This window comes from Actinacidiphila acidipaludis (assembly GCF_019890725.1).
In the GTDB taxonomy this organism is placed as follows: Bacteria; Actinomycetota; Actinomycetes; order Streptomycetales; family Streptomycetaceae; genus Actinacidiphila; species Actinacidiphila acidipaludis.
In genome coordinates, this window is the sequence record NZ_JAINZZ010000002.1 from 228,768 (window position 1) to 242,213 (window position 13,446).

At 75.0% G+C, this 13,446-nt stretch carries 12 protein-coding genes; 6 read left to right on the forward strand and 6 right to left on the reverse strand.

The genetic code is table 11. The features are described from left to right. Window positions 1-247: 247 nt before the first annotated feature. Window positions 248-1,816 carry a phytoene desaturase family protein gene (locus K7862_RS02760; protein ID WP_222960092.1) on the reverse strand — a complete coding sequence of 523 codons (1,569 nt, stop codon included), beginning with the start codon at window positions 1,814-1,816 and terminating at the stop codon, window positions 248-250. A 484-nt stretch (window positions 1,817-2,300) separates the two neighbouring features. After that, complete coding sequence (locus K7862_RS02765; protein ID WP_222960102.1) at window positions 2,301-2,918, reverse strand: TetR/AcrR family transcriptional regulator; 618 nt, start codon at window positions 2,916-2,918, stop codon at window positions 2,301-2,303. A 128-nt stretch (window positions 2,919-3,046) separates the two neighbouring features. Between K7862_RS02765 and K7862_RS02770 the strand changes: the two genes are divergently transcribed. The 3 genes from K7862_RS02770 (at window position 3,047) to K7862_RS02780 (ending at window position 5,024) form a co-directional block, all read left to right on the forward strand. Further along, on the forward strand, window positions 3,047-3,523 hold the full coding sequence (locus tag K7862_RS02770) for an SAV_6107 family HEPN domain-containing protein (RefSeq protein WP_222960104.1): 477 nt from the start codon (window positions 3,047-3,049) through the stop codon (window positions 3,521-3,523). 95 nt (window positions 3,524-3,618) lie between these two features. Continuing rightward, window positions 3,619-4,389, forward strand: coding sequence for a methyltransferase (locus tag K7862_RS02775; RefSeq protein ID WP_222960106.1), 771 nt, complete (start codon window positions 3,619-3,621; stop codon window positions 4,387-4,389). Window positions 4,390-4,613: 224 nt separating this feature from the next. Further along, on the forward strand, window positions 4,614-5,024 hold the full coding sequence (locus tag K7862_RS02780) for an SCO2097 family morphological protein (RefSeq protein ID WP_222960108.1): 411 nt from the start codon (window positions 4,614-4,616) through the stop codon (window positions 5,022-5,024). A gap of 357 nt (window positions 5,025-5,381) precedes the next feature. On the opposite strand, the gene K7862_RS02785 is transcribed toward K7862_RS02780, so the two are convergent. The 4 genes from K7862_RS02785 to K7862_RS02800 form a co-directional block, all read right to left on the reverse strand. After that, a complete protein-coding gene (locus tag K7862_RS02785) occupies window positions 5,382-7,766 on the reverse strand; it encodes a transglutaminase TgpA family protein (RefSeq protein ID WP_222960114.1) in 2,385 nt (794 codons plus the stop codon). Further along, on the reverse strand, window positions 7,763-9,205 hold the full coding sequence (locus K7862_RS02790; RefSeq protein ID WP_222960115.1) for a DUF58 domain-containing protein: 1,443 nt from the start codon (window positions 9,203-9,205) through the stop codon (window positions 7,763-7,765). The genes K7862_RS02785 and K7862_RS02790 overlap by 4 nt, the downstream gene beginning before the upstream one ends. Continuing rightward, window positions 9,205-10,254: an AAA family ATPase gene (locus tag K7862_RS02795; RefSeq protein WP_222960116.1), complete on the reverse strand. Its 1,050-nt coding sequence runs from the start codon at window positions 10,252-10,254 to the stop codon at window positions 9,205-9,207. Before K7862_RS02795 ends, K7862_RS02790 begins: the two co-directional genes overlap by 1 nt. A 150-nt stretch (window positions 10,255-10,404) precedes the next feature. After that, window positions 10,405-10,953: a beta-class carbonic anhydrase gene (locus K7862_RS02800; RefSeq protein ID WP_222960117.1), complete on the reverse strand. Its 549-nt coding sequence runs from the start codon at window positions 10,951-10,953 to the stop codon at window positions 10,405-10,407. Between the two features lie 150 nt (window positions 10,954-11,103). On the opposite strand from K7862_RS02800, the gene mraZ reads away from it, so the two are divergent. From mraZ to ftsL, 3 genes are all read left to right on the forward strand, one after another. Further along, complete coding sequence (gene mraZ, locus K7862_RS02805) at window positions 11,104-11,535, forward strand: division/cell wall cluster transcriptional repressor MraZ (RefSeq protein WP_222960119.1); 432 nt, start codon at window positions 11,104-11,106, stop codon at window positions 11,533-11,535. Window positions 11,536-11,779: 244 nt separating this feature from the next. Then, window positions 11,780-12,760 (forward strand): 16S rRNA (cytosine(1402)-N(4))-methyltransferase RsmH, encoded by a 981-nt coding sequence (gene rsmH, locus K7862_RS02810; protein ID WP_222960123.1) that lies wholly within the window; start codon window positions 11,780-11,782, stop codon window positions 12,758-12,760. Continuing rightward, on the forward strand, window positions 12,757-13,248 hold the full coding sequence (ftsL, locus tag K7862_RS02815) for a cell division protein FtsL (RefSeq protein ID WP_222960125.1): 492 nt from the start codon (window positions 12,757-12,759) through the stop codon (window positions 13,246-13,248). The genes rsmH and ftsL overlap by 4 nt, the downstream gene beginning before the upstream one ends. The last annotated feature ends 198 nt before the right edge of the window (window positions 13,249-13,446 follow it).

Below are 13,446 nucleotides of genomic sequence, written 5' to 3' on the forward strand. Positions count from 1 at the left end.
GGCGGTCGGGCCTTCCGGTCGGCGATCACAGGCCGCTCGTCACGCTAGGACGCGGAAGACGGGCGCAGCAGGGCCCAACGGGCTTTTCCGCCCGATGGGTTGAAACGCCCCCGCCCGGCGGTTAACGATCTTGGAAGTGGGCCAGTCCTGCGGACAGCGGGGTCGGTCCTCGCGCGCGGGGGAGGGCTGCGCCGCCGTCCGGACCGAGGCGGACCGGGCCGGACCAGGCCGGGCCGGGCGCGGTGGCTCAGCGGCTGCCGCCAGGACCACCCGCGACGAGGTCCGCGACGATCGCCCCCGACATACCCGCGTGCGGCAGACCGCCGCCCGGGTGCGCCCAGCCGCCGACCCGGTACAGGCCGGGGACCGCCGAGCGGTTCGCCGGCCGCAGCAGGGCGCCGCCGGCGCCGGCCAGCGCGGGGGCCGGGACCGAGCCGCCGGGCGCGCCGGTCTGGCTCGCGGTGTCCGCCGGTGTGCGCACCACCCGCCACAACTCCCGCTCCCGCAGGCCGGGTACGGCCGCCTCCGCGGCCTCGGCCATGCGCGCCGCGACGGCGCCCGCCAGGCCGGGGGATGACCAGTCGAGGCCGGTCCCGGTTCCGGTGGCTGTGCCCGTGCCGCCGGCCGATCCGGTGCCGTCCGCGGTGTGGCACGGCACCGTCGCGACGAGCGTCACCGCCTCGTGGCCGTCGTCCGGCCGGGTCGCCGGGTCGTCGGGACGCAGCACGGTCACGGTGAGGCCGCCTGCCGGGGGAAGGGCGTCGCCCCGGCGCTCCCCGAACACCCACGCGTACTCCGCCGCCCGCTCGGCCGGGTGGACCACCGTGCGGTGTGCGGTGCCCTCCGGCCGCGGGCCGCGCAGCGCCAGGTGGACGACGCAGCGGCCGGGCTCGCCCGCCGGCCCGGGGAACGGTGCGCCCGGGCCCTCCGGCGGCAGCACGCCGTCGCGGTACAGCGCGGGCAGCGGGGCGCCGGCGACGACCACGTCGGCCGGCGTGCGGCTTCCGCCGGCGAGTTCGAGCCCGGCGGCCCGGCCGTCCTCCACCAGCAGACCGGTCACCGCGGTCCCGAAGCGGAACTCCACGCGCCGCTCCAGGCAGCGCTCGTACAGGGCGTCCGCGAGCGCCCGCATCCCGCCGCGCGGATACCAGACGCCGAACGTCTGCTCCACATAGGCCAGGACGCTCGCCGACGCGGGCGCGTGGCGCGGGTCCAGCCCGTACGCCAGCGCCCAGCTCTCCAGCAGCGCTCCCAGGCCCCCGCCGCCGAGTTCGCGGGCGGCCACCCCGGCGAGACCGGACGTCCCGGCGCGCCGGAACAGCCCGCGCCGGACGGCGGCCGGGTACGGATCGGCGGCCTGCGCCGCCGGGTCGTGCAGGACGTCCTCCAGCAGCGGCCTGCGGGTGGCCTCCCACACCTCGCGCGCCCTGACCATGACCTGGCTCCAGCGCTCGCCGCTGCCCGGGCCGAAGGCGGCGTCCAGCGCCTCGACCACGCCCGAGCGCGAGGCGTTCGGCAGCGCCACGGCGGTGCCGTCGGCCAGCAGGTGGCGGACGGCCGGATCCACCTGGACCAGGTCGACGACGTCCTCCAGCGCGGCCTTCCCGGTCTTCACGAACAGGTCCCGCTGGACCGCGGGCAGCAGCAGCACACCCGGGCCGGTGTCGAAGCGGAAGCCGTCCCGGGACAGCAGCCCGAGACCGCCGCCGTGCGTCTCCGCCCGCTCGTGCACCACGACCGTGTGGCCGCCGGTCGCGAGCCGGGCAGCCGTCGCCATCGACGCCATGCCCGCGCCGATCACCGCAATCCGTGCCATGACCAGGACTGTAGCGGCGGCCCGGCGGCCGGGTGGGCGCAGGGGCCCGCGTCCCGCCGTGGGCCCGTCCCCAGTCGCGTGCACAGCCCCGTTCGCAGTCCGGTTCCCAGCCGTTCGCGGTCCCGCCCGCAGTCGCATCCGGCGCCGCGTCCCCGCGCATCTCCGCCGCCGCACCCGCGGACGCCTGGGGGAAAGCGCGTGGGCCTGAGTATCCGTACCTAGCCACCGGGTTGAGTAGCCGCACGGATGGCCGCGACCTGCGGAAACGGGAAGAGTGTGTACCGCGGACGGGTACGGACCAGGACCGCCGGCACGGGGCGGCGGATCCGCCGGCCGGTCCGCGAACGGGGGACGCACGGGGGACGTGCTGTTCCGGTCCGGCCGGCGGAGACGCCGGCCGGACCGGAAGAGCACCACCCCGGGCCGCTCCGAACCACCCCGGGCGGGGTCGGGCCGGAGCGGACGAGCGACGCCGGACGCCCGTTCAGGCGCAGGCGGTCGCGCCGCCGCCGATCCGCCCCTGCAGCAGCAGGGACAGGGCGGCGTGCACCTCGTCGAGGCTGCGTTCCGGCTGGAACGCCTGCCAGTCCAGTGCCGCGACCAGCACCATGCCGAACAGCGCGGACGCGGTCAGCGGCACGTCGGTCTCCGGGCTCACCTCGCCGGCCCGCACCGCCTCGCCCAGCACCTGCTCGACCACCGCCACCGCCTCCTGGCGGACCGTCATCAGCGTCTGCTGCCAGGTGCGGTTGGTGCGCCACAGCTCGGCGACGTAGAGCTGCGTGAAGGACGGGTTGCGGACGATGAACGTCAGCCCCGCCCGGATCATCGCGTCCAGCGCGTCGACCCGGGTCCCGCCCCGGGCCGCGGACTCCTCCGCCGCGCGGCGCAGCGAGACGGTGAGCCGTCCCACGCCGTGCCGCAGCAGCTCCTCGAAGAGGTCGTTCTTACTGGCGAAGTTGTAGTAGACGGTGCCTTTGGCGACGCCTGCCCGTTCGGCGATCTCGTCGACCGTGGTGGCGGAGAAGCCCTGTTCGGCGATGAGGGTGACGGCGGCCTCGTAGAGCTTGCGCCGGGTGGCCTCGCGTCGTGCGGTGGTCATGGACCCGATTCTGCCCGCCCCAGGCCGGGCCCGTCCGCACGATCGACCGGCGGTGCGGTGTTTGTGCAGGTCAGGGCGATTGTCAGTGGTCGGCCCCAGTATGGGCGTACGGAGAAAGGAGGCTCGTCATGGCAGTTCCCGTCAGCGACATCCACCCTGTCCTGCGCCGCGCCACCGCGTCGCCGGCCGCCCTCGACCTGCTCACCCAGGCCCACATCGGCCTCGAGGAGGCCGCGGCCCTGCAGGCTCCGCACGAGCGCTACGCCACCGCCCACCTGGCCGCGCTGCGCACCGCCGCGGCCGTGCTGGCCGTGCGCGGACGTCCCGAGGACACCAGCCGGCGCCGCCGCCGGATCCGCAGCGCCTGGGAGGTGCTGCCCGAGATCGCACCCGAACTGGCGGAGTGGAGCGCGCTGTTCGCCGCCGGGGCCGAGCGCAGGGCCCGCGCCGAGGCCGGCATAGCGAGCGCGGCGAACGCCCGCGACGCCGACGACCTGATCCGGGCCACCGCGATGTTCCTGCGGCTGGTCGAGCGGATGCTGCTGCTGCGGCCCGCGTTCCAGAGCGAGCCGTCGCCGGTCCCCGCGCCGCCCACCGCGGGCTGAGCAGGCTCGACCTCACGGGCGCGGGGCAGGCAGGCCCTAGAGTGGGAGCGATCGTTGTGCCCAGCCGCCGCCGTACGCGAGGAGAGCCGCCCGCCATGTCCCGTGAAGGAGGGGTGGAGCCGATCCGCCCCCGTGCCAGCCTCCGTACCGCCGTGGTGTGGGAGGTCCTGCGCGGCGCGCTGGAGCGGCGGGCCAAAGCCGCGGAGCGTCCGGTGCTCGACGTCCTGGACACCGGCGGCGGCACCGGGAACTTCGCCGTGCCGGTCGCCCGGCTCGGCCACCGCGTCACCGTCGTCGACCCCAGCCCCGACGCCCTGTTCGCCCTGGAGCGGCGGGCCGCCGAGGCCGGAGTCACCGACCGGGTCACCGGCGTGCAGGGCGATGCCCACGGGCTGCTGGGCGTCGTCGAGCCCGGCGGCTATGACATGGTGCTGTGCCACGGCGTGCTGGAGTACGTCGACGACCCGGCCGAGGCGCTGCGGAACGTGGTGGGCGCGCTGCGCGGCGACGGCGCGGTCAGTCTGCTCGCCGCCGGACGCGGCGGGGCCGTGCTGGCCCGCGCGCTGGCCGGCCACTTCGCCGAGGCGCAGTACGCGCTGAGCGACCCCGACGGACGGTGGGGCGCGGGCGACTCGCTGCCGCACCGCTTCACCGCCGAGGAGCTGACCGGGCTGGCCGGTGACGCGGGTCTGCGGGCCACCGCCGTGCACGGCGTGCGGGTCTTCTCCGACCTCGTCCCCGGCGTGCTGGTCGACACCGAGCCCGGCGCGATGGAGGCACTGCTGCGGCTGGAGCTCGCGGCCGCCGAGGAACCCGGCTTCCACTCCGTCGCCACCCAGCTCCACGTCCTGGCCGAACGCGGCTGAACGGGTGGTCGCGCAGCCCCTCCGGAAACGGCTCGGAGGGGAGTCGGTCACACACCGCCCGCAGCCGCATTCGTGACCGTATGCTGGCATGACGTAAGGGCGGACGGGGAAGAAGAGCCCCGTCGGACAGGGCACAGTGGGGCGGGTTTCACCGGGGCGATTCCCTGCCTATCCTGAAAGGGTCGGACCGGTCGTCTTACGCGACCGACGAGTAGGAGGTCGCCGTGCCGCTCTCGGAGCATGAGCAGCGCATGCTCGAGCAGATGGAACGGGCGCTGTACGCCGAAGATCCCAAGTTCGCGTCCGCGCTCGAAGGCGGCGGGCTGCGCACGTTCACGCGCCGCCGCGTGTACCTCGCGATCGCCGGCTTCCTGGTCGGGATCGGGCTGCTCATGGGCGGCATGGTCGCCAAGCAGACCTGGGTGAGCGTCGTCGGGTTCCTGGTCATGCTGGCCTGCGCCGTTCTGGCGGTCACCGGCTGGCGCAAGGCGTCGCGACCCGCCGAGCATCCGCCGGCCGTCACCGGCGGCCGCCGTTTCGGGCGCCGGGGCCACCCCCACCAGCAGCGCCGCGGCAAGGTCATGGACCGGATCGAGGAGCGGTGGCAGCGCCGGCGCGACGAGCAGGGACAGTGACCGGCCGCTGAGCCGGGTTCCGGCCGACGTGCCGGACACGCCGACGACGACCTCGTGAGACTCCCGAAAGGGCCCGCCTGTGCGGGCCCTTTCGCCTGCCCCGCACCGCCTGGAACAGCCCGGACCGCCCACACCCCCAGACCGCCCGGCCCGCCTGGAACGGCCCGCACCGCCCGCACCGCCTGGAACGGCCCGGACCGCTCGCACCGCCTGGAACGGCCCGGACCGCTCGCACTCCCCGGACCGCCCGGCCCGCCTGGAACGGCCCGCCCCCCGGAAAACCGCCGGCCCCCGGGTATGCGCCCGGGGGCCGGCGGGTGCGGTCTCACACGACCGTGGCGCGCGGAGCAGTGGTGGTCAGGGCGCGGTGCGGCGGCGCAGCGGCCGGGGGGTGAGCCGGGCGAGACCGGCGGACACCCGCTGCGTGAGGCCGTTCCACCAGGCCGAGGCCGCCCAGAACAGGCGGGCCGAGGAGCGCGGCAGGAACCGCGCCCGCAGCCGGGCGGTGCGGGAGGCGCCGGCGTGGAGCCCCTTGCGCACCCGGTGCACCTCGTCGGAGAGGCCGGGCGTCGGGCGCGGGTTGGGCGCGTAGAGCCGGCGCTCCACCGCGCCGGCCAGCACACCGGCCGCCGAGGCCGCCTCGCCGGTCAGCTTGCCCTCCTCCACCAGGCGGGCCATCGCCCGCCGCGGTGTCTCCGACTCGTCGGGCAGGATGCCGTAGTCCCAGCCGGTGTCCATCACCTCGCGCCACGCGGACAGGGTGAGTCCCTCCGCCTTGCCGCGTCCGCCGCCGAGCCGGGCGGCCCGCACCCGGGTCCGCCACAGCAGCGGTGTCAGGGGGACGCCGATGACCAGCAGGGCCAGCACGCCGTACAGCGCGAGCTGCCCCACGTTCGGCCCGGAACCGCCGCCGGCCGCCGCGGGCGGCAGCGAGCAGTCCGCCGGCGCCCGGTGCTCGGGCGCGCAGCTGTCGGTCTGCGACGGGGCCACCGCGGGGGCGGACACGGAGCCGTGCGGCGCCGTGTCCGTCTGGTCGCTGCCGCCGGTCGGGGTGTCCGTCGCCGTGTAGGCCGGGGCCGAGCCGCGGTAGGGCGTCGGCTCGAAACGGGTCCAGCCCACGCCCTCGAAGTAGAGCTCGGGCCAGGCGTGGGCGTCCTTCAGTCCGACGGCCATCTTCCCGCTCGTGGTCTGGGAGCCGGGCGTGAACCCGATCGCCACACGGGCGGGGATGTCCAGGGTGCGGGCCATCGCCGCCATGGTGAAGGCGAAGTGGACACAGAAGCCCTCCTTCGTCTGCAGGAAGCGGGCGATGGCGTCGACGCCGGTGCCGGCCTTGGCCTGCGTGTTGTAGACGAAGTCGCCGGAGGTGAAGTACCGCTGGAGGTCCAGCGCGCGCTGGTAGTCGTTGGCCGCGCCCTTGGTGACGTCGCGCGCGGTCTGCGCGACCACCGGCGGCAGCGACTTGGGCACCTCGGTGTACTCGGCGGCGATCCGGCCGCTCGCCTTCGGCGCGGCCGCGAGCTGGGCCGCGGTGGGCATGACCTGCATGCTGGTGACGGTGTAGTGCACGTCGGACGTCGTCTGGCCGTGCTCGCCGATCACCATCCGCCCCTCGGGCTGGAACTTCCAGTTGCCGGGCGCCTCCACGTTCAGCGCGGGGTACGGCATCGGCAGCAGCCCCTGGCCGTAGTCCGAGTCGACCTGCACCCGGGTGGTGACCGGCTTGAACTTCACGTCCGTCGCCATGCCCTGCGGCTGCGGCAGTTGGGAGGGGATGTCCACGACCGGCCGGTCGGAGGGCGTCCACGCCTTGCCGTCGAACTTGTCGAGCGCCGCGATCCGCAGGTACATCCCCGGCAGGTCCGTGGAGTCCGTGGTGTAGGTGAACACCTCGCGGTTGTCGGGCTGGTTGAGGTTGTCCTGCAGCGCCGCGACGAGGTTGACCGCGCCGGTTCCGTGGCCGCCCCCGCCACCGGCCCCGCCGCCGTGGCGGGCGGGGTCGAGCAGGCCGTTGCCCAGCGACGGCAGGACGGCAGGGGCGAGCAGCGCGATGCCCAGGGCCATCGCCCCGATCCGGCGCCCGGTGCGCACCGGTGCCGTGGCCGAACCGGCCCCCGAGGGCGCGGCCCAGCCGCCGGCGGCCGGACCGCCGCCGAACACCCGGCCCCAGCGCGACAGCCGGTCCCGGCCCTCGGCCAGGAGCAGCAGCAGGTAGCCGGCCGCCGCGAGCAGGAAGAACGGCCAGGCGGAGCCGCCGTCGTAGAGGCCCGCGGCCACCGAGTACAGCGCCAGCAGCGGCAGGCCCGCCGGGGCCGCGCTGTTGTAGGTGACGGCGATCGCGTCCACCGCGAGCGCGACCACCACGGTCCCGCCGACCAGCATCAGCCGGATGCCGGGCGTGACGGGGGCCGGGATGGCGAAGTTGCCGACGTCGTCGACGCCGCCCTGCAGCACCTGACCCAACTCGTGGATCGCCCCCGGGCCCGGCAGGATCCCGCCGAGCGCCTGGTGCGGTGCGAACATCATCGTCAGCACGATCAGCGAGACCAGCGCCTGCACCAGGATGGTCAGCGGCCTGGCCAGCGGGATGCGGCGCGCGCCCGCGCCGATGCCGGCCTGCAGGCACACGCACAGCAGCGCCCTGAGGATCCAGTCGCTGGTCGCCGTCAGCGGCAGCAGCGAGGCCGCGGCCATCATCGAGGCCGCCGCGCCGCACACCGTCAGCCGTGCCCGGCCGCTCATGGCCTCGCCCCCGCTTCGCGCCTCTTGTGCGCCGTCTCCTCGCCGGACCGGTAACGGTCCGCCTGCCGCCACAGCTCCGGCAGCGTCTCGCCCGGGTGCACCTCGACGACGGTCCACCCGGACTCGCGCAGCAGGTGCACCGCGCGCTCGGTGGTGTAGACGTCCTCCTCGCCCTTGGCGTCCCCGGACGGCGACGTCTCCGGGGTGCCCAGACGCGCCGCCACCTCGCGGCTCAGCCAGTCGTCGCTGTCCAGCACGAACGCCACCGCGCCGCCGGCCCGCTGGCGCATCCGGCCGAGAGTCACCGCCTGCTCCTCGTACAGGTCGCCGAGGAACGCCACGATCAGGCCCTCGCTGCCGGTGCGCAGCACCTCGTAGGCGGCCGCCAGGTCCTCGTTGTCGGAGTGGTCGACGACCGCGAGGGTGTCGAGCAGCAGCCCCGCCATGTCCGAGGAGTCGCCGCTGAACCCGGCGCCGCCCTCGGGCCCCGGCACGCTGCTGCCGGTGTCGGTGAGCAGACGCACCGCGAAGCCCCGCTCCAGCATGTGGGTGGAGACCGAGGCGGCGGCGGAGACCGCCCACTCGAACGCCGAGTCCGGGCCCGCGCCGAAGTAGGCGGTCTCCCGCGTGTCCAGCAGGACCGTGCAGCGCGCCCGGTTGGGCTGTTCCTCGCGCCGCACCATCAGTTCGCCGTACTTGGCGGTGGACCGCCAGTGGACCCGGCGCAGGTCGTCTCCGTGCCGGTAGCCGCGCGGGATCACGTCGTCGTCGCCGGCCAGGGCCAGCGCCCGGGTGCGGCTCTCGCCGTAGCCCGAGGACTCGCCGGCCAGCCTGATCGGGGGCAGCGCCTCGACCCGCGGTACCACTGTGAGGGTGTCGTAGGTGCTGAACGAGCGGGTCAGCTCGACCATCCCGAACGGGTCGGTGAGCCGCAGCTGCAGCGGGCCCAGCGGATAGCGGCCGCGCAGGTCGGAGCGGACCCGGTAGGACACCTCGCGGTGCCCGCCGGGCTCGACCCGGTCCAGCACGAACCGCGGGCGCGGCCCGAGCACGTAGGGCACCCGGTCCTGGAGCATCAGCAGGCCGGACGGGATCCGCGAGACGTTGTCGATGCGCAGGTGCACCCGGGCCTCGGACATCGCGGGCACCCGCGACGGCGACAGCCGGCGGCTGCCCGCCACCCGGTAGCGGGTGCGGAACAGCACGGCCACGCACACCAGCGGCAGCACCGCCAGCAGCAGCCCCACCCGCAGCAGGTCGGACTGCCCCAGGACGTAGCTGCACACCGCGGCCGCCAGCCCCGCGGCGACGAACGACCGGCCGCGGGTGGTGAGTCCGCCCAGCGCCGAGCGCAGACCGCCGCCCTGCTGGGCCCCGCCGGCAGCGGCGGCGCCCGGTGGCGGGGGCCCCGGAGGAGGTGGCGGCAGGGGCGCGGACATCACAGCCCCCGGGTGCCGGGAGCGCCCTGCGGCCGTCCGTCGGGCCGGGCCGGCCAGCCGGCGGCGGCCCCGCCGGGACCCTGCTGCGGGCTGGGCACCGGCACCCGCTGCACGATCTCGGCGACCACCTGCTCGGGGGTGCGACGGTTCAGCTGGGCCTGGGCGGTCGGCAGCAGGCGGTGCGCGAGCACCGCCGTCGCCAGCGACTGGACGTCGTCGGGCAGGACGTAGTCACGGCCGTCCAGCGCGGCGGAGGCGCGGGCGGTCCTGATCAGATGGAGGGTGGCCCGGGGCGAGGCACCGAGCCGCAGGTCCGGGTGGTTGCGGGTGGCGCCGACCAGGGTGACGGCGTACCGCCGGACGGGGTCCGAGACGTGCACCTGGCGCACGGCCTCGATGAGCTTGACGATCTCATGGGCGTGGGCGACCGGCTGCAGGTCGTCCAGCGGCGAGACCCCGCCGTGCACGTCGAGCATCTTCAGCTCGGCGTCGGGGCTGGGGTAGCCGATGGAGACCCGGGCGGTGAAGCGGTCGCGCTGCGCCTCGGGCAGCGGGTACGTGCCCTCCATCTCCACCGGGTTCTGGGTGGCGATGACCATGAACGGGCTGGGCAGCTCGTACGTGGTGCCGTCGATGGTGACCTGGCGCTCCTCCATGGACTCCAGCAGCGCCGACTGCGTCTTCGGCGAGGCGCGGTTGATCTCGTCGCCGACCACGATCTGCGCGAAGATCGCGCCCGGCTTGAACTCGAAGTCCCGCTCCTGCTGGTCGAAGACGCTGACACCGGTGATGTCCGACGGCAGCAGGTCCGGCGTGAACTGGATACGCCGGACGGTGCAGTCGATCGAACGTGCCAGGGCCTTGGACAGCATCGTCTTACCGACGCCCGGCACGTCCTCGATCAGCAGATGTCCTTCGGCGAGCAACACGGTCAGTGCGATGCGTACGACCTCGGGCTTGCCCTCGATCACGTTCTCCACGCTGCGGCGCACCCGCTCCGCGGTCGTGGTCAGATCGCTCAGGCTTGCTCGTGCGTCAAAGGTCGTCACCCGGTACTCCTCGGCCTGTTCCTAGGGACCGCAGGGTCGCGGTCATACCGGACCGGCCCTCCCCGAATGCGCAACGCTCGCTTCGGGCGAGACGTGCCGCACCTTGCATTCTTCCCTTACGGGACCGCCCACGTCACTCGCCTGCCGTTACTAGTTCGTGATTTCCCGCAGCAGGCCGGTGTGAACGTCGAAGACGAAGCCTCGCACGTCGTCGGTGTGCGTCAGGAACGGGGAGGTGCGCACGCGGGCCATGGACTGCCGGACGTCCTGGTCCGCGTCGGTGAACGCCTCCACCGACCAGGTGGGACGCTGGCCCACCTCGGCCTCCAGATCGGTCCTGAAGTCCTCGGTGATGGTCTGCATGCCGCAGTTGGTGTGGTGGATGAGGACGACGGAACGCGTGCCGAGGGCGCGCTGGCTGATGGTCAGGGAACGGATGGTGTCATCGGTGACCACGCCACCGGCGTTGCGGATGGTGTGACAGTCACCCAACTGGAGGCCGAGCGCCCTGTGCAGGTCGATCCGGGCGTCCATGCAGGCGACCACGGCCACCCGCTGCACGGGTGCGGCGCCCATGCCCGGGTCGTGGAACTCCGATGCGTAGCGCTGGTTGGCGGCGACGAGCCGGTCGATGACGGACTCGGTGGCCGTGCCGGACGGCTCTCCGGCGGGCTGGGTGTGCTCGGCTTGTATCGACATGTCTATGACGTTAGCGGAGGCGGGGCGGCCGGGCCGCGCCGGCGCGGGGAGGGCGCCGGGAGGGGGCGCGCCCGGTGCGCGCCGACATCGTTGCCCGTGGAGAGCTGTGGAGTAAAGTGGCGCGAAGTGGTGCCGTCTGCGGGAGGTGTGATGTTCCTCGGGACGTACACACCGCGGCTGGACGACAAGAACCGGCTGGTGCTGCCCGCCCGCTTCCGCGACGCGTTCGCCGACGGCCTGGTCATCACCCGCGGGCAGGAACGCTGCCTGTGCGTCTGGTCCCTCGCCGGCTTCACCGCCGCCACCGAACAGCTGTCGGCGGCCCCGCTGACCTCCAGGGCCGCCAGGGACTACCTGCGCGTGCTCTTCGCCGGGGCCCATGACGAGGTCCCCGACAAGCAGGGCCGGGTCACCGTGCCGCAGGGCCTGCGCGAGTACGCCGGGCTGGTCCGCGACTGCGCCGTCATCGGCGCGAACACCCGGGTGGAGATCTGGGCGGCGGACACGTGGGAACGCTATCTGGCCGCCCAGGAAGACACCTTTTCGGCCCTGTCACAGGAGGTTCCGCCCGGATTACTGTGAGCGCGGCCCCGACACGCACGCCGCGCACCACTCCGTCCCACCCGCGTGGACGTACGGCCCGGCCTCCTCCCGCTCCCCGCTCCGCTGGCACCACTTCCCCGGCGCCAGAGGGGCACCTCCCGCGAGCGGGCGGGGACCCGGTTCTACGTCCCGGCTCACCGAGCCAGAACCCGGCCCTCACCGCCGGGCGCGGACTCCGCACGTGGCGGCACGCGCCGCAGTCCCGACAGGAAAACAGGGCCCCATGAACGACCCGTCCTCCACGCCCGCCGCGCAGGCACGGCACGTCCCCGTGATGCTGGACCGCTGCCTCGACCTGCTGGCGCCCGCGCTCACCACGCCGGGCTCGGTCGTGGTGGACGCCACGCTGGGCCTGGGCGGCCACAGCGAGGCGCTGCTGACCACCTTCCCGGCCGCCCGGCTCGTCGCCGTCGACCGCGACCCGGCGGCGCTGAGGCTCGCCGGGGAGCGCCTGGCGCGGTTCGGCGACCGGGCCACGCTGGTCCACGCGGTGTACGACGAACTGCCCGATGTCCTGCGGCGGCTGGGCGTCCCGCGCGTGCAGGGCGTCCTCTTCGACCTGGGCGTGTCGTCGATGCAGCTCGACGAGGCGGAGCGCGGCTTCGCCTACGCCCAGGACGCCCCGCTGGACATGCGGATGAACCAGTCGGCCGGGATCAGCGCCGCCGAGGTGCTGAACACCTACCCGCCCGGCGAGCTGGTGCGCATCCTGCGGGCCTACGGCGAGGAGAAGTTCGCCCGGAAGATCGTCGACGCCGTCGTCCGCGAGCGGGAACGCGAGCCCTTCACCACCAGCGCCCGGCTGGTCGAGCTGATCCGCGACGCGCTGCCGCAGGCCGCCAAGCGCACCGGCGGCAACCCGGCCAAGCGCACCTTCCAGGCGCTGCGGATCGAGGTCAACGGCGAGCTGTCGGTGCTGGAGCAGGCGATCCCGGCGGCGGTGGGCGCCCTCGCGGTCGGCGGCCGGATCGCGGTGCTGTCGTACCACTCGCTGGAGGACCGGCTGGTCAAGCAGGTGTTCGCGGCCGGCGCGGCCAACACCGCGCCGCCCGGGCTGCCGGTGGTGCCCGAGCAGTACCAGCCCCGGCTGGCCCTGCTCACCCGCGGCGCGGAACTGCCCACCGAGAAGGAGATCGCGGAGAACCGGCGCGCGGCGCCGGCCAGGCTGCGCGGCGCGGAACGCATCAGGGAGGACGTGCGGTGATCGGAGCGCAGGCCGTCAGGAGGCGATCGCCGGGGGGCGCGGGTGCAACCGCGGCGCGCACGCCGTTCGTCGTTCTCATCGTGACGCTGCTCGCCGGAGGCCTGATCTCGCTCCTGCTGCTGAACTCGGCGGTCAACCAGGACTCGTTCGAGCTGAACAAGCTGCAGAAGGAGACCACCGGCTACACCGACGAGCAGCAGGAGCTCCAGCAGGAGGTGGACGGCCTGTCCGCGCCGGGCGCGCTGGAGCAGCGGGCGCGGCAGCTCGGCATGGTCCCCGGCGGCGCGCCGGCCTTCCTCGCCCCGACCGGCACGGTGCACGGCAGCCCGGAGCCCGCCACCGCGCCGCCCGCCCCGCCCTCGCCGACGGTCACGCCGGCCGCGACGCCGACCGGCGCGGCCGCACCGGGTGACTCCCCGGCCTCGGGCGGCCCCTTCACGAGCCCCACCCCCTCCACGGGGACGCCGACCCCCGCCCTGGGCAGGTGAGCCGGTGACCCCGCGCGACGACGAGAGGGACCCCCGCGGGCACGGTTCCGGCGGGGGAGCGGGCCGGGGCGGACGCCCGGTCCCGGGCGGCCGAGGTCCGGTCCCCGGCCGGGGACCCGGCCCCGGCGGTGCCCGCGGGGGTCCCGCCGCCGGCTCCGGCCGCCCCGCCGCCGGCGGCCGGGGCGGCGCCGTGCGTGC

Coding starts and splice junctions, on each gene's coding strand:
- K7862_RS02765 (WP_222960102.1), bottom strand. CDS start 2,918: ATGACCACCGCACGACGCGAGGCCACCCGGCGCAAGCTCTACGAGGCC.
- K7862_RS02770 (WP_222960104.1), top strand. CDS start 3,047: ATGGCAGTTCCCGTCAGCGACATCCACCCTGTCCTGCGCCGCGCCACC.
- K7862_RS02800 (WP_222960117.1), bottom strand. CDS start 10,953: ATGTCGATACAAGCCGAGCACACCCAGCCCGCCGGAGAGCCGTCCGGC.
- K7862_RS02775 (WP_222960106.1), top strand. CDS start 3,619: ATGTCCCGTGAAGGAGGGGTGGAGCCGATCCGCCCCCGTGCCAGCCTC.
- K7862_RS02785 (WP_222960114.1), bottom strand. CDS start 7,766: ATGAGCGGCCGGGCACGGCTGACGGTGTGCGGCGCGGCGGCCTCGATG.
- K7862_RS02790 (WP_222960115.1), bottom strand. CDS start 9,205: ATGTCCGCGCCCCTGCCGCCACCTCCTCCGGGGCCCCCGCCACCGGGC.
- mraZ (WP_222960119.1), top strand. CDS start 11,104: ATGTTCCTCGGGACGTACACACCGCGGCTGGACGACAAGAACCGGCTG.
- K7862_RS02760 (WP_222960092.1), bottom strand. CDS start 1,816: ATGGCACGGATTGCGGTGATCGGCGCGGGCATGGCGTCGATGGCGACG.
- rsmH (WP_222960123.1), top strand. CDS start 11,780: ATGAACGACCCGTCCTCCACGCCCGCCGCGCAGGCACGGCACGTCCCC.